The 19,439-nt window shown below is 30.6% G+C and carries 19 protein-coding genes and 1 tRNA gene; 13 read left to right on the forward strand and 7 right to left on the reverse strand.

Going from position 1 to position 19,439, the window contains the following annotated elements; translation table 11 throughout:
* Window positions 1-53: 53 nt before the first annotated feature.
* From K7G76_RS10015 to udk, 6 genes are all read right to left on the reverse strand, one after another.
* Window positions 54-767 carry a class I SAM-dependent methyltransferase gene (locus tag K7G76_RS10015; protein WP_223034058.1) on the reverse strand — a complete coding sequence of 238 codons (714 nt, stop codon included), beginning with the start codon at window positions 765-767 and terminating at the stop codon, window positions 54-56.
* 101 nt (window positions 768-868) lie between these two features.
* Window positions 869-2,992, reverse strand: coding sequence for a methylmalonyl-CoA mutase (gene scpA / locus K7G76_RS10020; RefSeq protein WP_223034059.1), 2,124 nt, complete (start codon window positions 2,990-2,992; stop codon window positions 869-871).
* 12 nt (window positions 2,993-3,004) lie between these two features.
* The gene (locus tag K7G76_RS10025; protein ID WP_223034060.1) at window positions 3,005-3,700 is read right to left on the reverse strand and encodes a hypothetical protein; all 696 of its coding nucleotides are present in this window, start codon (window positions 3,698-3,700) and stop codon (window positions 3,005-3,007) included.
* A 68-nt stretch (window positions 3,701-3,768) separates the two neighbouring features.
* Window positions 3,769-5,130 (reverse strand): methylmalonyl-CoA mutase subunit beta, encoded by a 1,362-nt coding sequence (locus K7G76_RS10030; protein WP_223034061.1) that lies wholly within the window; start codon window positions 5,128-5,130, stop codon window positions 3,769-3,771.
* On the reverse strand, window positions 5,123-5,449 hold the full coding sequence (locus tag K7G76_RS10035) for an FtsB family cell division protein (protein ID WP_223034062.1): 327 nt from the start codon (window positions 5,447-5,449) through the stop codon (window positions 5,123-5,125). Before K7G76_RS10035 ends, K7G76_RS10030 begins: the two co-directional genes overlap by 8 nt.
* Complete coding sequence (gene udk, locus K7G76_RS10040) at window positions 5,450-6,058, reverse strand: uridine kinase (RefSeq protein WP_223034063.1); 609 nt, start codon at window positions 6,056-6,058, stop codon at window positions 5,450-5,452.
* Window positions 6,059-6,200: 142 nt separating this feature from the next.
* Here udk and K7G76_RS10045 point away from each other — a divergent pair.
* The 13 genes from K7G76_RS10045 (at window position 6,201) to K7G76_RS10100 (ending at window position 18,444) form a co-directional block, all read left to right on the forward strand.
* Window positions 6,201-6,275, forward strand: a tRNA-Pro gene (locus K7G76_RS10045).
* 203 nt (window positions 6,276-6,478) lie between these two features.
* Window positions 6,479-7,732: a site-specific integrase gene (locus K7G76_RS10050; protein ID WP_223034064.1), complete on the forward strand. Its 1,254-nt coding sequence runs from the start codon at window positions 6,479-6,481 to the stop codon at window positions 7,730-7,732.
* 473 nt (window positions 7,733-8,205) lie between these two features.
* On the forward strand, window positions 8,206-9,663 hold the full coding sequence (locus K7G76_RS10055) for a serine hydrolase (RefSeq protein ID WP_223034065.1): 1,458 nt from the start codon (window positions 8,206-8,208) through the stop codon (window positions 9,661-9,663).
* A 247-nt stretch (window positions 9,664-9,910) separates the two neighbouring features.
* Complete coding sequence (locus tag K7G76_RS10060) at window positions 9,911-10,771, forward strand: DPP IV N-terminal domain-containing protein (RefSeq protein ID WP_223034066.1); 861 nt, start codon at window positions 9,911-9,913, stop codon at window positions 10,769-10,771.
* Between the two features lie 11 nt (window positions 10,772-10,782).
* Window positions 10,783-10,917 carry a VOC family protein gene (locus K7G76_RS15495; RefSeq protein ID WP_369412203.1) on the forward strand — a complete coding sequence of 45 codons (135 nt, stop codon included), beginning with the start codon at window positions 10,783-10,785 and terminating at the stop codon, window positions 10,915-10,917.
* Window positions 10,918-10,942: 25 nt separating this feature from the next.
* Window positions 10,943-11,716, forward strand: a complete 774-nt coding sequence (locus K7G76_RS10065; RefSeq protein ID WP_223034067.1) for a GLPGLI family protein — start codon at window positions 10,943-10,945, stop codon at window positions 11,714-11,716.
* A gap of 8 nt (window positions 11,717-11,724) precedes the next feature.
* A complete protein-coding gene (locus K7G76_RS10070; RefSeq protein ID WP_223034068.1) occupies window positions 11,725-12,570 on the forward strand; it encodes a hypothetical protein in 846 nt (281 codons plus the stop codon).
* A gap of 65 nt (window positions 12,571-12,635) precedes the next feature.
* Window positions 12,636-14,075: a hypothetical protein gene (locus tag K7G76_RS10075; protein WP_223034069.1), complete on the forward strand. Its 1,440-nt coding sequence runs from the start codon at window positions 12,636-12,638 to the stop codon at window positions 14,073-14,075.
* Window positions 14,076-14,153: 78 nt separating this feature from the next.
* Window positions 14,154-15,164, forward strand: coding sequence for an alpha/beta fold hydrolase (locus K7G76_RS10080; RefSeq protein ID WP_223034070.1), 1,011 nt, complete (start codon window positions 14,154-14,156; stop codon window positions 15,162-15,164).
* Window positions 15,165-15,175: 11 nt separating this feature from the next.
* The gene (locus K7G76_RS10085) at window positions 15,176-15,505 is read left to right on the forward strand and encodes a hypothetical protein (RefSeq protein ID WP_223034071.1); all 330 of its coding nucleotides are present in this window, start codon (window positions 15,176-15,178) and stop codon (window positions 15,503-15,505) included.
* A gap of 145 nt (window positions 15,506-15,650) precedes the next feature.
* Entirely contained in the window at window positions 15,651-16,328 is a 678-nt protein-coding gene (locus K7G76_RS10090) for a hypothetical protein (protein WP_223034072.1), read from the forward strand.
* On the forward strand, window positions 16,322-17,248 hold the full coding sequence (locus tag K7G76_RS10095) for a S41 family peptidase (RefSeq protein WP_223034073.1): 927 nt from the start codon (window positions 16,322-16,324) through the stop codon (window positions 17,246-17,248). Before K7G76_RS10090 ends, K7G76_RS10095 begins: the two co-directional genes overlap by 7 nt.
* A 77-nt stretch (window positions 17,249-17,325) precedes the next feature.
* Complete coding sequence (locus tag K7G76_RS10100) at window positions 17,326-18,444, forward strand: helix-turn-helix domain-containing protein (RefSeq protein WP_223034074.1); 1,119 nt, start codon at window positions 17,326-17,328, stop codon at window positions 18,442-18,444.
* A gap of 217 nt (window positions 18,445-18,661) precedes the next feature.
* Here K7G76_RS10100 and K7G76_RS10105 read toward each other — a convergent pair whose 3' ends face one another.
* Window positions 18,662-19,402, reverse strand: a complete 741-nt coding sequence (locus tag K7G76_RS10105) for a DUF1330 domain-containing protein (RefSeq protein ID WP_223034075.1) — start codon at window positions 19,400-19,402, stop codon at window positions 18,662-18,664.
* Window positions 19,403-19,439: the final 37 nt, after the last annotated feature.

Consider the following 19,439-nt stretch of genomic DNA (forward strand, 5'->3'; position numbering starts at 1 on the left):
AATTCGGAAGAAGGTGAGAACAAGCAATGATTTATCGATGTTGTTGCCAATAGTTATTTTATTTTAATTCCTTTAATTCCAGTTGCACAACCATAAAAATATTCCACATATTCAACTTTAAATTCAGGTCGGTTAAAAATTTGAAATACATTTTTTGAGTTTCCAAATTCCTCTGTATAGACGCCCAACATTTTGTAAGTTTCAGGACTGCCTAAAAATAACTTCCCTAAAATCGGAATGATTTTTTTTAGATAAAACATATAAAATGGTTTTAAAAAACTTTTTTTTGGAACTGAAACATCAATCAATGAAAATTTTCCATCCACTTTTAATATTCGGTGGATTTCATTCGCTAATTTTCCAAGTTGTTGGTCATTAAATGTTTTTAATCCGAAACCAGAAATAACAAAGTCCGTACTTTCATTAGAAATAGAATTCTCAAAGACATTTTCTTTTAGGATTTCAATCTCATAATCACTAAAATTCAGTTTGTTTTTTTTAGCTCGATTAATCATTTCTGTAGAAAAGTCGATTCCGATTAGTTTTGAATTGTTATCCGATTTTTTGAGGATATGTTTCCAACATTCTCCCATACCAGTCATTAAGTCAACAACAATTTTTCCTTTTTCAATCCCAATTTCTTCAACACATTGTCGTCTCCATCTTTCACTAAATCCAAATGAGGTTATGTAATTCATTTTTGAATACGAACTACTCATTTTGTCAAATAGATTTTCAACAAATTTTGCTTCGTAGATTTCTTTCATTCTTGAAGTTGAACATTATTACTGATAACTTGTTATATAACTATAAATGCGATCAATAAACCGCTTGCTATTTTAGATATGAGTACATTTTAATGTTACTATCAATCAATTAAAATCTCTAAAATCTTAATTGCTGCTTCAGAAATTTTTGTGCCAGGACCAAAAACAGCAACAGCACCGGCATCAAATAAGTATTGGTAATCTTGTTTGGGTATTACACCGCCTACGATAACCATAATGTCATCGCGACCGTATTTTTTTAGTTCTTCAATAACTTGCGGTACCAAGGTTTTATGGCCTGCTGCCAATGACGATACACCCAATATATGGACATCGTTTTCCACAGCTTGCTTGGCGGCTTCTTGTGGTGTTTGGAACAAAGGACCAATATCAACATCAAAACCTACATCGGCATAGCCAGTGGCAACTACTTTGGCACCACGATCGTGGCCATCTTGTCCCATCTTGGCAATCATAATACGTGGTCTTCTACCGTCTTGCTCGGCAAATTTGTCGGCTAAAGCCTTAGCTTTATTAAACGAGTCGTCGTTTTTAATTTCTTTACTATACACGCCTGAAAACGATTTAATTTGTGCTTTATATCTTCCGAAAACAGTTTCTAGAGCATCGCTAATTTCCCCCAAAGTGGCGCGTTCTCTAGCTGCTTCAACAGCTAAAGCTAATAAATTTTCTTCACCTGTTTGTGCCGCTTTAGTTAATGCTGATAAAGCGTGTTCCACCTTTTCAGTATCACGACTGGACTTAATCCTGTTTAAACTCTCAATTTGCTGATTGCGAACAGTTTGGTTATCAACTTCTAAAGTTTGTATGGGTGCTTCTTCTGCTAATTGATATTTATTGACACCAACTATAATATCTTGACCAGAATCTATACGAGCTTGTTTTCGTGCAGCAGCTTCTTCAATGCGTATTTTAGGAATGCCAGCTTCTATAGCTTTGGTCATACCACCCAATTCTTCAACCTCTTCTATAAGCGACCATGCTTTTTTGGCAATGTCATGTGTGAGTTTTTCAACATAATAACTACCAGCCCAAGGGTCAACGGTTTTGGTAATCTGGGTTTCTTCTTGAAGATATATTTGTGTGTTTCTGGCTATACGTGCCGAAAAATCAGTTGGTAGGGCAATGGCTTCGTCTAGCGCATTAGTGTGTAAGCTTTGTGTGCCACCAAAGGCAGCTGCAGCAGCTTCAATACAGGTTCGTGCTACATTATTAAACGGATCTTGCTCGGTTAAACTCCAACCCGAGGTTTGGCAATGCGTTCGTAAGGCTAACGATTTCGAGTTTTTAGGATTAAACTGCTTAACCAATTTCGCCCAAAGCATTCGTGCTGCACGCATTTTAGCTATCTCCATAAAATGGTTCATACCGATAGCCCAGAAAAACGAAAGACGTGGTGCAAAGGTGTCAATGTCCATACCAGCTTCCAAACCTTTTCTAATGTATTCCAATCCATCGGCTAGGGTATATGCCAATTCAATATCGCAGGTGGCACCTGCTTCCTGCATATGGTAACCAGAAATACTAATGCTGTTGAACTTTGGCATATTCTGACTGGTATATTCAAAAATATCTGAAATGATTTTCATGGAAGGAGTAGGTGGGTAAATGTAGGTGTTGCGTACCATAAATTCCTTTAAAATATCATTTTGAATGGTTCCTGCTAGTTGTTCAGGTTTTACACCTTGCTCTTCCGCAGCCACAATATAAAAGGCCATAATAGGCAAAACAGCTCCGTTCATGGTCATGGAAACTGACATTTTATCCAAAGGAATTTGGTCGAAAAGGGTTTTCATATCTTCAACCGAATCGATAGCTACACCTGCTTTTCCAACATCGCCAACAACACGTTCATGATCAGAATCATAACCTCTATGTGTTGCCAAATCGAAAGCTACGGAAAGTCCTTTTTGCCCAGCTGCCAAATTACGACGGTAAAAAGCGTTACTTTCTTCAGCTGTTGAGAATCCGGCATATTGGCGTATGGTCCAAGGTCGCCTTACATACATCGTACTATAAGGACCGCGAAGGTTGGGAGCTATTCCAGCAACAAAGCCAAGATGCTCTACAGCATCTAAATCCGATTTGGAATAGGTGGATTTAACCTGAATGTCTTCAGCTGTATTATGTGAGAGAATATCACTATCTAATTCGTTTTTCGTGCCATTTTTAAGGCTAATATGTTGAATGTTTTTTCTGGACATTGTGTTTTTTTATTAATCATGATTATGCCCAGCATGGTCATCAGTTTCTTCTGTAGCAGGCTTTTGTTTAATTAAAGGCTTGCCTGGTTCAGTACGGTAGGTCGTTTTTTCTTGAACTTTATTTTCAGTTACTTGTGTTGGGTCAACATCAAATAATTTAGAATAGTATAAATCTAAGGCTATAAAAGCGGCTAAATAACGATCTGTATTTGCTGTTTTGATTTTATTCAGTAAAGGTGCTCCAAAAATATCAGCACGCATACTATTTGTGGAAATTAATGCTTTGTAGGTGGTTGCAAGACCTTTGTCTTTCATGTTGTCTCCTATACAAGTAAAGATATCTGCCTTGTAATTAAGAGTGTTATCAGTGTTCCACAATTCAGATTGGTTTTTAAGTGCATTAAAAACTTCCATACTATGTGGTGTTGCAACTTCTTGATACTTAACACCGTTTCTTTGTGTTGCTCTAAAAAAATTGGTGTATGCAACGCGCACATCTGAACTTCGTGTATTGTAGGTTTTCATAATATCATCTTCAAAAGACAAAAGTGCTTCATGAATTAATTTTGTATCAACATTAGGACAGTTTAAAGCATTTTCTGTTTCAGTATACTTATAATTAAAATCAACTGTTTTGGTTTCATTTTTACAACTTAACACTGTTAAAAATACGGTTAGAATGGTAAGTTTTAAAAAGGTTTTTTGCATGGATATTAATTTTCCTTTTAATAAGTAGTTTTTAATCGTCGATTTCATAGTTTTTGAAATTTTAAAATTTATTCGTTGTGTAATCTTTGTTGTTCCATAGTTTCAGATAAGCGCTTTTCTATAATAGGCTCGATGAGTGTTTTACTCGGTTTGGTTTTAACAAAAGGATATAATTCTAAATTATCCTTCATGCGGTCATCATTGTTTGGATACTTGTTCGAGCCGACCAAAACCAGTTTTCCTGAATAAAATTGCTCTTGTTCCTTTTGAGCTGATTCTTTAATCTTTCTTTGAATAATACCTTCTTTAAGTTGTGATAAAAATCCGCCTTGTGTTTCTATTTCTTTAAATAATGTTAATGCTTTTTCAGTAAGTTGTTTGGTAAGGGTCTCAATATAATAGGCTCCATCTGCAGGATTATTTACCATATTGAAATAACTTTCGTGTTTCAGTATTAATAACTGGTTTCTTGAAATTCTATCCCCGAACTCATTGTTTTTATGGTAAATGGCATCATAAGGTAAATTACAAATACTGTTTGCACCTCCTAAAACTGCACTCATACATTCGCTTGTGGTTCGCAACATATTAGTATTGTAATCGTATAATGTTTTGTTGCGTTTGGTTGGTACAGCAAAAATGTTGGTTTCTATTTTACACTCATAGGCATCTGCCAAGAGCTCAACTAGAGTCCGTAAGGCACGAAGTTTGGCTATTTCAAAAAAATAGTTGGATCCAACCGAAACGTTAAAGGTTAGGGTTAGCTTTTCATTTTGTAAAGGCTTTTCAGAATTTAAATAATTTAAATATTCATTACAATGAGCTAGAGTATAAGCTAATTGCTGTACCATATTGGCACCAGCATTTTGATATAAGCTTGTATCAACACTAAATTGTGTTGTACTGTTTGCTATTTTGGAAAATTGCGCGTGGTCTTCTTTTAGATTGTTATACCAATTGCCTGAACGCGCTAAATGACCAATAATATCTGTGCAGAAGTATATGCTTGCTTTTGTATCGTGATTTTGAATGGTTTTTATAAAATTAGCGTCACAAAACAAACATTCAAAATACAGGATTTTTGCCGTTATATTATTTAATAATTGGCTTATGGAAACTGTAGCGTTAGGTATAATGAATTTAATAGTTTCAGCACCACGGTTAAGGGCATCTGTAGCTATTTTATTAGCTATTGTAACATCGTCTACATAAATGGTTTGAGCTACGGTCCAAGAAGTTGCTTTTGTTTCGGGAACTTGTTCTAAAGTTTCAAATACTTCTAGGTGATAAAAAGGCTTAACATCTATACCTTCGTTAGTGTGCCATATTAAGGTGTCATTATAATCGGCACCTTTTAGGTCGGCTTGAATTTTTTGTTTCCATTCTTTTGCAGAAACATTAGGAAATTTGTTAAATAGTTTTTTAGTCATTTTTATCCTCTTTTGGAATGCTGTCTTCATATTCAATAATGAAGATTTCTTCATCGGCTTTTTTCATGTAATATTTTTCACGAGCTAACTTTTCAACACCTTCTTCGTTACTCAATTCTTTTATGGCCTTTTTATCTTTTTCAATCTCACTTTTATAATACTCTTTTTCGGCTTCAAGATCATCAATTTCAGAATTTAATTCGTGATGGATAAACCAGGAATTGGCATCAATAAATAACATCCAAATAGTAAAGCCCACAAAAATAATTACAAATATATTTTTGAATGGTTTGACGTATTTGTTTTTAAGAAACTTCATTTATTGTAAACGGTCATTTATTATGGTCTTAACAATATCAACTGCTACAGTATTGTATTTATTATTAGGTATAATAATATCGGCATACTCCTTCATAGGTTCGATAAATTGTTGATGCATAGGTTTCAGTGTGTTTTGGTACCGGTTTAATACTTCATCCAAATCTCTGCCTCGTTCTGAAATATCACGCTTTAAGCGCCTAATTAAGCGCTCGTCACTATCGGCATGCACAAAAATTTTAATGTCAAACATGTCTCGTAATTCAGGGTTTGTTAAAATTAAAATACCCTCAACAATCATAACCTTTCTTGGGTGTGTTAAAATAGTATCGCCTGTACGATTGTGTTTGACAAAAGAATATACTGGTTGTTCTATGGTCTGTCCTTTTTTCAATTCTTTGAGGTGCGATTCCAATAATTCAAAATCTATTGACCTTGGGTGATCAAAATTTATTTTTACACGTTCATCAAAACTTAAATGCGACGTATCTTTATAATACGAGTCTTGTGAAATGACACCCACTTCACCTTCAGGTAATTGATTTAATATTTGATTGACAACGGTTGTTTTACCACAACCTGTTCCACCAGCAATCCCAATAATTAGCATGCAAACATTTTTTGTTTAACAAATTTAGTTATTTACCCAATAAAAGAAAGGCTTTGATGCAAAGCTTTTAAATTTATTGTAATTTTATTTTTGTTTTAAAGAAAAGCTATATATTTGCAGTCCTAAAATGATAACCAAGTTTCGGGGTGTAGCGTAGCCCGGTTATCGCGCCGCGTTTGGGACGCGGAGGTCGCAGGTTCGAATCCTGCCACCCCGACTAAATTAATAATCAAATAACATCAAAGCCTTGGTAATCGTAAGATTATCGAGGCTTTGTGGTTTTTAGTAAATCATAAAATTTGATATTATTTGATTAAATAAGTGACCTATTCGGTTACCATTTAATAACAAATAAAAAGGTAACCGAATTATTGATTTGACTTTCGTCAGTAAACAAATGTTTAATTAAAGACGAAAGACATGAAAACTTCTACAACGTTTAGTATTCTGTTTTGGCTAAAACTCTCAAAAGCCAAAAATGGAAAAGCACCACTTTATGCTCGAATTACAGTAAATGGTAAAAGAGCAGAAATCAGCCTCAAAAGAAAAATCAAAATTGAGTACTGGAGCTCGGCCAAAAATAAAGTCAAGGGTACAAATCAGGAGGCAAGGATTATTAATGAGTTTTTAGATCAGGTATCTTCAGAACTTCATCAATCAAAAAATGAGTTAAAATCCGAAGGCAAAATTATTTCGGCCCAAACTGTAAAAGCAAGGTATTTAAAGGAAGATGAACTAAACTTCTCTTTAAATGATATTATAAAGTACCATAATGAAGATATGGTAGGGAAACTAAAATGGGGTACTCAAAAAAACTACTTCACCACACAAGGATATATTGCAGATTTCATTTTCATTAAATATAAGGTTACAGATATGTATTTAAAACAGTTGGACTATAACTTCATTTTGAGGTTTGAGAAATATTTAAGAAGCTACATACCAACTGACCATCAAAAGCCGATGGGAAATAATACGGTGATGAAGCACATTGAGCGCTTCAGAAAAATGATAACGCTTGCTTATAAATTAGAATGGATTGAAAGAGACCCTTTTATAAATTTTCAATCCAAGTTTGAAAAAGTTGAAAGAGGCTTTTTAACAGAATTAGAATTACTATCAATTGAGGAAAAATATTTTTCAATTGAAAGGCTACGACTAGTAAAAGATTTATTCATTTTCGCTTGCTATACGGGCTTAAGTTATATCGACGTTGTTAATCTTACTGAAAATGATATCAATTATGGAATCGATGGAGAGTTTTGGATAACAATGAAACGTGAGAAAACAAATAATCAATTAAGAATACCAATATTACCAAAAGCTTTGGGAATAATTATGAAGTACAAAAGGAACCCAAGAGCCTTGGCCAATGGAACAATTTTTCCTAAAATGTCAAATCAAAAGTTAAATGCCTATCTCAAAGAAATTGCCGATTTATGTGAAATAAAAAAGAATTTAACGTTTCATTTAGCACGTCATACATTTGCTACAACAGTTACTTTGAGCAATGGTGTTCCCATTGAAACAGTTTCAAAGCTTCTGGGGCATTCAAGAATTTCAACTACTCAAATTTATGCTAAAGTAATTGAAAGAAAAGTGAGTGAGGATATGGGTGTTTTGAAAAATGTTTTGCTGAAAAAGAACAAATTTGAAAAAAGTATGGTCAACTAATTAAAATCTTTGCTTTTTTGATTATCCTCAATCATTTATTGCCATCTTATAACTTGGGAACAATGAATTGAAGAGTTAAGGTTAAATAATATAATACTTCTATATTTTTAAAATATGAAATATTCATTAAGTTATGAGCGTATTACAATTATATAATTTCATACTTGACCAAAGTAAATTTAAGTTAATTATTTAGAAACTAAACAATATGAGTTTATTAAGATTAATATTGATAATAGAGTTGTTACTTTTATTTGCATTAATACTGAAGGGTAATCTCCAAATTTGGGTTCAGTATAATTGTATATGAATTCATAAATATGCCAGAAATTGTTGATTAATAAAAACAACATAGAATTTGGATGTAATTTGCTTTGGTTTTATGGCATAACAAAATAATGATTGAGACCATTGGAGTAAATTGAAGATTATATCAAAATTAAATTTTTATACACTGTTAAACCATAAGCATTATGAAATTAAGAATACTATTTCTAGTCGCATATTTATTTTTAGCAACCACTGCGAAACCTCAAAGTACTATTAACGATACAATAACAAGAAATCTCTCAAGTGCATTGAGTTCCTTTGCGAAAAACGGAATGTTAAGTGGAAATGTATTAGTAGCTCAAGACAATAAGATTGTTTTTCATGAAAGCTTTGGGCTTGCCAATTACGAATGGAAAATAGCCAACACACTTGAAACCAAAATGTACATTGCTTCAATCTCTAAACAATTTACATCTACTTTGATTTTGCGTCTGGTTCAGGAGGGTTTATTGGAATTGAATACACCTATTGTTAATTATATACCACAACTATCATCAAAGCACTTCGAGAAAATTACAATTCATCAGCTACTCTCGCATACTTCTGGATTACCACGCAGAATATTTTTTGAGCAGGAAGAATTAAGGTTTGAGCATACCGATTCCGAGAAGATTGAAAAAATAGATGAATTCCCTTTGCTTTTTGAACCAGGAAGCGACTTTAGTTATAGTAATATAGGTTATTATCTGCTACACTTAATTACAGAAGCAGTTACTAACAAGAAGTTTGAAAGCCTTGTAGAGAATAAGCTCCTAAAGCCTATTGGATTAGAGCACACTGGGTTTATGAATAACTCCTCAATAGTTGAAAATATGGCTAGTGGCTATTCTATAATTGCAGGATATCCAACCATTCCTGAATTCAGTGATATTTCAAACTCCATTGGTGCAGGGGGCATGTATTCAACAACACATGACTTGTATTTATGGGATCAGGCTCTTCGAAATCATATTATTTTGGATTCGATTCATACCGAAAAGCTATACGTTCAAAATAAGGAGCATTATGGATATGGATGGAAGATCAAAAACCTTTCTAAAAAAGAGAATGAACTTAATAGACGAGTCGAGCACAATGGTGATGGAAGGGGGTTCGCTTCCAATTTTACGAGGTATCTTGAAAGTAATTTTGTAGTCATAATTCTAGGTAACCATGATTATATTGAGAGGTCGTTAGTTTTAACTTATATCATCAGGATTTTAAATGACCTGCCTGTTAAACCAGTAGTTTCGGTGGCAAACGGTTACTATAAACAGTTGCTTGAAAAGAATATTGATTTTGAAAATATCAAGAGTCAGCTAAAGATTGACAAGGAGAAGAGAGAAGCTCTCGATATACCAAATTATATGGATTTCTTTAATCAAGGATCTAAACTTTACAATTCTGGGAGAAAGGAGGAAGCTCTGAATTATTTTAGATTTATGATTCATTTATCTCCTGATAACTATTTGGGCTATTTCGCATTGGGGCAACACTATCTACAATCTGGACAAATAGAGGAAGCAAAAAAATATTTGATGCTTTCATTAGAAAGAAAACCAAATGATCAAAATATTATTAAGTTAATTAATGAAACTGATGCTAATAATAAACGCAATTAAATTGGACGTTTGTTTTTGCAATTATAAGAAAGGAAAGCTATGACATTAATTCATTAAGAGATATTTTAAATAAATCAGCTTTAACAAAGCTAGCATAATTAATTTGCTTATTCACACTCTCTACTAAATATTAGAAGCGATAGTATATAATTGTTACCAGTTTATAAATTGGCACTAACTTAACTGGATTTCTTTTAAAGTGATAAGCCCACTTTTGTAGCTTTGAAAAGCTAAATATTTGCATAAAATGAAATATACTTTTATTGCAATTCTATTTTTTTTAAGCTCTAATCTTTTTTCTCAAAATAGTATTGCATATATAACTAATCAGTTAGGGAACTTTGATATTTACATAATTGACGAGGATGGCAAAAACCAAAAACAGCTTACTACAAATAAGGGTTGGGATTGGTTGCCCAAATGGAATAAGCATTTACAAGCTATTATCTATAATTCTAATGATACTTTGAAAAAATTTTCTATTAATGCTATCGATAGAAATGGGATAGAAAAAAACCTTGACACAAAGGGAATGGAAGAATTTATACTTTCCCCAGATGGCAAAAAGGCGCTTTACACATTAAAGGATAATAACAATAGATATATTGGACTTTTTGACCCAGAAAAGGAAACTAATCAACTTTTAATCATTGATTCTTCTTATAACGGACGACCAGATTGGTCACCAAATGGGCAATACTTCAGTTTTATTTCGAATAGGGATGGTAACAACGAATTGTATGTATTTGATCTGAACTCAAGGAATACAAAAAGGTTGACTGATTCTGAAAAAAGTGAAAAATACACCTCATGGATGCCTGATTCTAAAACAATTGTCTATACCTATCATTATTCTGATGAAAGGGATAATGAGCATAACGACATTTTTTCTATTAACATCAGAAATAATAAGAAACATCAAATAACCAATGATAAAAAATTCTATCAAGAAATTGATGTCTCACCTGATGGTAAAAAAATAGTATTTCATGCCAAAAGAAATGGTAAACACCATTTATACATTATGGATATAAACGGGAAAAATGAAAATCAATTAACAAAAGCTGATGCCTACCACGGTGAGCCTGAATGGATTTCTTCAAACTAAATGATTTTTTCATGATAAAAAAGTTTAGGTGCGTATTGACAGTTCTCGATTTAGAAAAATCAGTGAAGTATTATTCAGAAGTATTAGGTTTTGATGTTTATATGATAGAAGATCTAGATTGCTTTTTAATTGATAATAATAAATGAAGAATTAAATAGTAAAATCACAGCAATGATTAGAATAAAAATTTTACCGTTGTTAATAGTACTTATATTGGTTAATACAGTACAATCGCAAGATTTACTAGGTATAGCTACCTATATTTCAAAAAAAAAGCTTGATATGAAATTAGATACTACGAAGTATGATGTAGAAATGCGTAATAAGTTATCTGGCTTTTTTGAAAAACAGTTTCAAAAGACCTCCTTATTAATTTTCAATACCACAGAATCCAATTATAAAGAAGAAAGTAATCTGTCTACCCCTAATACTAATAAAACTACTGAAAGTTTAGATCTATTATATAAAGATTTAAAAAGTAAAAGGTTTGTACATCGTAAAGAATTGTTAGGTAAGAATTTCCTAATCAAAGATTCTATCTCAATGTATAATTGGAGTATAACTAGTGAAACAAAAAATATTGGAAATTATTTATGTTATAAAGCAACTTCAGTAATAAAGAAGAAAGTGTTAGAGGATAAAGAAATTGTACTTAAGGATGTTAAAATAGAAGCTTGGTTTACTCTTCAAATACCAATTGGTAATGGTCCAGGTTATTATAATGGATTACCAGGTTTAATTTTAGAAGTGAATGACGACGACTATGCTATTCTTTGTTCTAAAGTTGTGTTGAATTCAGGTGAATTGATTAATATAAAAGAACCTAAAGGAGGAAAAAAAGTTAACCTAAAAGAATTTGAATTAATTGAATTGGAAAAAAGAAAGGAAGGTCTAGATAGAGCTAAAATATATTTAATGGGAATTGAATCTGATAGAAATAATTAGTTTAGAATATGAATGCTTATAAAAAAGATGTTTTAGTTATTTTAATGTTATCATTATGTATTACAATCATAATCACATTTGCATTGTATCAGGCTGGGATAGCTCAAAAAGAAATTTTAAAAGAAGATCATTTAAGTGTAATAATAAATAAAAAAGAGCACAAAGAAATCAATGGAAAATCCAAATATAATAACTCAATAAATTCACAAAAAAGTCATTTAATATATGAGGTTAAACGCTCTTATTTTGGTGCTGTTTCAAAGCTTTACGATATCGAAATGTGGTCTTCAAAAAGTAAACTTTTAATTTCTAAAGGAAAAACGACAACACTATTCTTGCTTAAAGAAAAAAAACGTATAGTTTTTTCAGAAGATAAAAAGAAGTACGTTGAACTTCCATTAAGTATTAACAAAGACTTCCTCAACACAAGTATACATAAGGCAAGAGGGTACAGACCAACCTATCATTGGGAAGATATTAAAACACTGGGAGATTCCATAAATGCTGGTAATAAATATCAAAAAATTACTACCAAAGGAATTGCAAAATATTCTGAAATTGACCTGAAAGCTTTAGTTTTAAAGCTCAAAGCAACAGACTCAAATTCCTTTCCCAAAAACCTAACTAGCCTTATTTTTTTAGATGATAGAAATTTAAATCAACTATTAAGAGATGAGCTGTTTACAAATTCAATTTTTTATCAATTAAAGCAAACCATAATACCGCCCAATCCAGTTCCCGAAAGCTATTGGATAGAATTTAAACTTATCAAATTTGAAACTAAAAAAGTTTCTGAAGATCTTTTCAGAATTCCGGCTACAGCAATAAAAGTTAATACAATAGAAGAGTTATGATTTTTATAACAAATGACAGAAGCCTTAAGTTAATTTTACTTTTTGTGTTTTTTTCATCTCTAAAAATGAATTCACAATCCATAAGTAAAAAAGCCTACGAAAGAGATCTTTTAAGAATAGAGCAAGCATATATTCTATTGGAAAAACACGCAAAAAAAATATGGGATAATTGGAATGGTTATAAAGAATTACCATTTCACTTAAAATATCCAAATTTTAGTTTACTAATAAACCACCCTAATCCACTAAAAGATTATAAACCTATAAAATTAAGTAATCCGTTATTTAAGCTCTATCTCAAGCAAAATGATGAAACCGTTTTAAATAAAAATCAAAATTATCGTTACGCTGGTGCATTAAGCCAATTAGGTAGCTTGAACGATAGGCCAATTCATGTGGTTAATTTTGATCTGACACCAGTGGGAGAAAAAAAAGAAAGTTATGGCAGAGAATCTGGAACAGCTGAATATCAAATCATGACTATAATTCATGAGTTTTTTCATGATCATCAAAATAAAACATCAAAAATAGAATTCACTAATCCCGAAATAGTTGAGCCTAATGTCGATTTCCTCACTTACAGCAATATAGAAGGTTTAGCATTACATAAAGCATTGAAGGAACATAATGATGATAATTTTAAAACTTACGTTAGCGATTTTATTTTAGCTCGCCAACTAAAACGAGCTTCAATGACTCAAGAACAAATTAAAGGAGAATCAGAACAGGAAATCAATGAGGGCTTACCACAATACACAATGTATAAAATACTTGATTTCATGTCTGCTGATGATAAGTTTATTATAGATAAAAATTCAGATACTAGCTTTAATTATTTTATAGATAAAAATGAATTTATAGAAAGTTTTTATACTGAATTATTAAATGAAAGCAAAGAGGTGTTTAATGTATCTACGAAAAAGTATTTTTATGGAGCAGCTCAAGCTTTTATTTTAGATAGATTAAGTCCTAAATGGAGAAAAACGTTCTACCAAGATTCTATTTTTTTAGACAAAAAAATTTCTTTGGAATGTCAAGTAAAAGATAAAGGCTTTAAAAATAGACTTGAGACAGTATATGAAATTGATAATATAAGGAGATACTATAAAAATCAATTTAAAAAACGAGATAGTTTGTTTGAGGTATTTGAAAAACAAAAGGGTAAGGAACTTATTTTAGATTTTAGGAATATAGCACCATTTTTAAAAATTGACTCAAAAAAAATTTCTTATCCTCTCGGAATTTCAACTTTATATCCAAATGGGTTAGATACGTTAGAAATAGGCTCAAATAATTACTTGACAACAAAAAATTCTATTATGAAAGTAAGGTTTTCTTATTTAAGAGCCATTATCGATGAAAAAAAATTAGAAATTAAATATAAACGCAAAGTGGAAAACATTTTATATGATGGAGAGATATTGAGTGATGTTTTACATTTTTTATTTAAAAAAGTTGAAATTAAAAACACTGATAATTTTATGAAAATTTCAGTGATTAACTAATAAAGTGTAATAAAATACTATAGCTATAAAGATATAACTATTTAAAAAGAATAAACTTGAAAAATATAATTTAAAAATATGAAAATTAATAACAAATATGATTTAGTTAGTTTAATAATATTAAGCCTTATTGGTATAGTGATATCTGTTAAGTTGCTTTTAGCTACAAATGATAAAGAGACTTTTGTAAATGATAACGTATCAGAAAAATCTGAACTTATAAATACAAAAGAAATACAAATAGACTCTGGTTTTATTAAATCAGGTAATGCAAACTTATTTTATAAAACAATAGGTCAAGGTAAACCAATCATTGTTTTACATGGTGGCCCTGGTGGATATTTTAATCACGACTATCCATATCTTAAAGATTTAAGCAAAAACTACAAACTCATATTTTTTGACCAAAGAGGCACGGGTAAATCTAGTTGTGAGATAAATGAAAATGAAATTAAAACCGCAAAGTTCATACAAGATATTAATGTAGTTTCAGATAGTTTGGACATTAAAAAAATTAACCTTTTGGGAGTTTCTTGGGGAGGCTTATTAAGTATGATGTATACAATTGAAAACCCGCAAAAGGTTGATAAAATCCTTCTTATTGGGACTGCTGGTTTAGAAAAAGAGTCTTTGGCAGGTATGAATAACAATCTAAATGAAAGATTGAAACAAACAGATGTGGATAGTTTTATGGCTCTTGAGAATAGTATAAACGATACCAATAGAGTTACATTAAGAGAAAAACAAGCCAAAATACTGTATAAGGCTTATGTTAAGAATAAAGATATATTGGACACGCTACAACTAAATTTAGATAGCAATACTGCTAAATTTCAAAGCAAGATAAATCCTATGATCTGGAAAGAGTTAAGAGACAAAGATTATAACTTTTATCCAGAATTGAAGTCATTAAAAAATGAATTATTAGTGATTCATGGGGAATATGACCCAATTCCTACAATTTACTCACAAAAAATAGTAGACCAAATGCTAAATGCAAGAATGAAATTAATGGAAAAAATAGGTCATATGCCACATATTGAAGCTAATACCCAAACATTAGAAATAATAAATAATTTTTATAAATAATTAAAGAAAGCATGAAACGAAAAAACAAAATAGCTTTAACTACTTTAACATTAGCTTTATTCTTAATGCTTTTGGCAGGAAATACTCATCGAATTTTACCCACTTCATGTGATCCTTGTCAAACGGATATTTCACATAAAGATCATATAAACGAATTACCAATGTTCCACTGTTTTGGGCATACGGAATACATTGTAAATCCTGATAAGCAAGGTTTAGAAAGAGTTGCACAATGGGATCATTTGCATAGCTGGATGACATTAAAGTGGCATCTTGAAAAAGGTTTCACAGAAGATCATGCATTAGACTTGATTAAACGTTCTACAAAAAAAACAAATTGAGAATATGTAAGTTTATTTTAACCTTATTAAAACTTTAATCATTTAGCAGATGATAAGTTTAAAGTATTTAAAAAATATTAAACCATTAAAAACCAAAACTCGTATGCGGCATTATCAAAAAGTTATATTATGTCTAACTGCACTTATGGCACTTCAATCATCTTTTTCACAAATAAATTCTTCAAAAAAGATTGTTGAAAGTATGAAGTCTATGTATAATAATAAGTGGTATTCAAATTTAACCTTTAAGCAGAAAACCAGCTTTTATCAAAATGACACATTACAAAGGGAAGAAACATGGTATGAAGCTATGAAAATGCCTGAAGGATTAATTGTAAAAACAGGTTCAATGGATAGTGGAAATGGCTTTATATTTAAGAAAGACTCTATGATGGTATTTACTAATGGAGATGTTACCAGAAAGATGAAAACAATACATGATTTATTGGTTTTAGGTTTTAGTGTATACTTCGAAACTTCTGAAGAAACAATTGATAAACTTGTAGCATCTGGATTCGATTTATCATATTTTAAAGATTTAGATAAGTATTATGTTATTGGCAATCCAGAGAAAAAACAAGCATGGATTGAAAAAGAAAGATTGTTGTTTTATAAAGTTGAATATTTCGATAGATATAATAATAAAATGGTCACAGAGTTCAACAAATATCAAAGGCTTGGTCAAGCTTGGATTGCACCTGAAGTTTTATTCTTTAGAAATGGGAAATTATACATGAAAGAAGAATATTATGATATTGACAGTCCTAATGAGCTGCCTAAAGGTTTGTTTAACACAGCAACATTTAAATCTGCATCATGGTAATTAAGAATATAAATAGATTTTTAGCAGTTCTAACATTTTTATGTGTTACAACAAGCTTATGTGCCCAAAATAGCAAATCAATTATACAACTTGCCGATAGTCTTTCAAACTTATATGTGTTTAAAGATAAAGGGATAGAAATGTCTAATTTGCTAAAGTCAAATTTAGAAAGAAGAAATTATGATAACCTAAACCTAGAAGAGTTAGCAGTACATTTAGATAAAGATTTAAAAAAAGTTGTAAAGGATAAACATTTAAGAATTTCTTATGGTCAGCCGAAAAGAAATACAAGCCAGAGAAGACAAATACCAAGTTATTATTTATCCATTAGTGAATCAAAAGTATTAGATGGTAATATAGGATATATTGAAATAACTGGCTTTCAGATGCCAAATGATGACTTAAAGAATCACCTGTCAACCCAATTAATGAAGATAGCAAAATGTAAAGCTATAATTATCGATTTGCGTAATAATGGTGGTGGTGCACCTAAAGGAGTACAATTGTTATCCAGTTATTTTTTTGAAAAAGATACTACCCAATTACTAAATACTGTGGAATATAGAGGGTATGATGTAAAATATGACTTCTATGTTTTAGGAGATGCCGATATAGAAAGAATATTGGATAAAAAAACATATATCCTTACAAGTAATTATACCTTTTCAGCAGGCGAAGGTTTTGCCTATTTAATGCAAGCAAATAAAAAGGCCACATTAGTTGGTGAAAATACTGGTGGAGGTGCGCATCCTGTGAACTTTTATCCTTTAGACAATGGGCTTGTGGCAAAAATTCCGATAGGTAGAGCTATTAATCCAATTACAAACTCAAACTGGGAAGGTATAGGTGTAATTCCTGACATAAAGGTTGAAGAAGAAAAGGCTTTATCAAAAGCAATTGAGATAATAAGAAAAAATTGAGCAAACTCACAATTAATAGTTAATACAGCTTGATAATGCGATTTTTTTGAAAGTAAGAAAATGCTAAATAGGCTTCAATGTTTTTCCAACAAATTATAATAATTTTTAGTAGTTATTTTGTAGTTCAATCTTTAGTCAACATCTATAGGATATATAAATATAATGAAGGTATTGAAAGAACTATATTATTCGCTGTACTTTTATTGAGTATTGTATTCTTAATTAATATAGATTTTTTATATATCGCTTTTGGTTGGTATTCTAAAGCACCAATTTTTATGTGGTGGATAGTGCCTCTTTGGTTTAGTATAGCACCACTATTTTATCATGTAATTAAGGTCTTTTTGCTTAAGGAGAAATTTACAAAATGGGAACTGCTGAACTATTTACCAATACTATTAATTGCTTTTTCTTTAAAATATATTTATATATATCCTTCTGAAATTAAACTGTCTGTTTACAATAAATTGTTGATTAGAGGATTTAATTTAAATTGGTCGCATTATGTTCTCTTATTTCAGATGCTTATTTATGCAGTGCTTTCTTTACAAAAGATTAAAAAAAAAGTAACAAATAATAAAAGTATACATAGTAATACCATATTAGAAGACTTTGTAATTATTTATCTATTTATTTTAGCTTATATAGTATTTATAATTGCTTTGGTTTTAGATTTAGTTTTAATGCTTAACATAAAAGATTTTTATAATTATAATGGTTTAGAAATATTAGTAATATCTTTTGCAACAATTTTTTTAAATAACTGGTTAATTAAAAACAGATCAAAGTTAACTTATATAACTCTGCAGAATAGTAAGGAAAAATATGCCACATCAGGTTTAAATGATTTCGAGTTAAGAAAAATAGTAAGTAAGATTTCAAAAATAGTTGAAAGTAAAGAACTATTTAAATCTCAAGATTTAAAAATTTCAGATTTAGCAGAAATATCGGGTATAAAATCTCACCATATATCACAAGCAATTAATCAATTATTAAACAAGAATTTCTTTGACTTTATAAATGAGTTTAGGGTAAATTCAATTAAAAAGGCTATGGTCAACAGCCATGATTTAAAAAATTATTCATTAGAAGGTTTGGCAGCAAATCATGGTTTTAAAAGTAGTTCCAGTTTTTACAGAATATTTAAAAAGTTTACCGGTCATAGTCCTGGAGCATACAAAAGATTAAATAATTAAACTCCTCTTTTATAAATGAAGATAAAAAACCAATTGTTTTTTTCTTAATTAAGAAAATAAAACAATAAGTTTATCTCAAGTTTGGTTGGTATAGTGGTTGCTTTTTTTTGATTGATGATGAAGAATGAAAAAGTTAAATGCATGATATAAATGCATTTAACTTTTTCTAGTTTAAAAGAGAATTGAGTTATAAATACTGATTTCTTGTTTTATAAATTTATTTCATATTAAACAATGCTGCTTTTCCTTCTATCCATACGGTATTACTTACAGCCTGTCTAAAAGCGCCTTGGATGCTGTGGTGTTCTGAATCTTTTTGAAGTTGAGATGAATCTCCTGATTTAATGTATGATATATTTACAATATTAGGTAAATCTATAATATTCCCAAAGACTTCAGAAGGTGCGATACTACGTTCTAACTCAACACCATTTCTATTATAAAACTCTAAACTGTTTTTCTTATATAACTTATATTTTGAACCATCAGAATCAGAGAAATAAGAAAATTCTATCATATACAATCGTTTTGACGCCTCACCTTTAATAAGTTTACCTTCAATTGATTTGCCACCAACACCTACAATATCTATCGCTTCATCTCTTAAAGGGATTAATGATTGATATTCAGGATCTTTATTAAAGTTTTCATATGCTTCTTTATTATGGTAATAAACAATATTTAAAATATTTGGCTGTGATAAGCTAGAGCCATAGGAACCAGAATAAATTGACGTAACAGGATTTATCATTCGTTCTGTAGAGCCTCCGTATTTTTGAACAATTGGTCGCATTTTTTCACCATACTCTCTAAATTTCAATGGATCTTTTACCCATATGAGTACTACTTGATAATATTTATCTTCGACATCAATAGTGGTGGCTTCTTTTGGTCTAAAACCAAGACATGTAAAGATTATTAAAGCCAAAAAAAAATAGTTTAATTTAAATGTTTTCATAATTTTTATTTTTCAATTTATATTGCACTAAAATAGA

The sequence above is a fragment of the Hanstruepera marina genome, from assembly GCF_019880635.1.
In the GTDB taxonomy this organism is placed as follows: domain Bacteria; phylum Bacteroidota; class Bacteroidia; order Flavobacteriales; family Flavobacteriaceae; genus Hanstruepera; species Hanstruepera marina.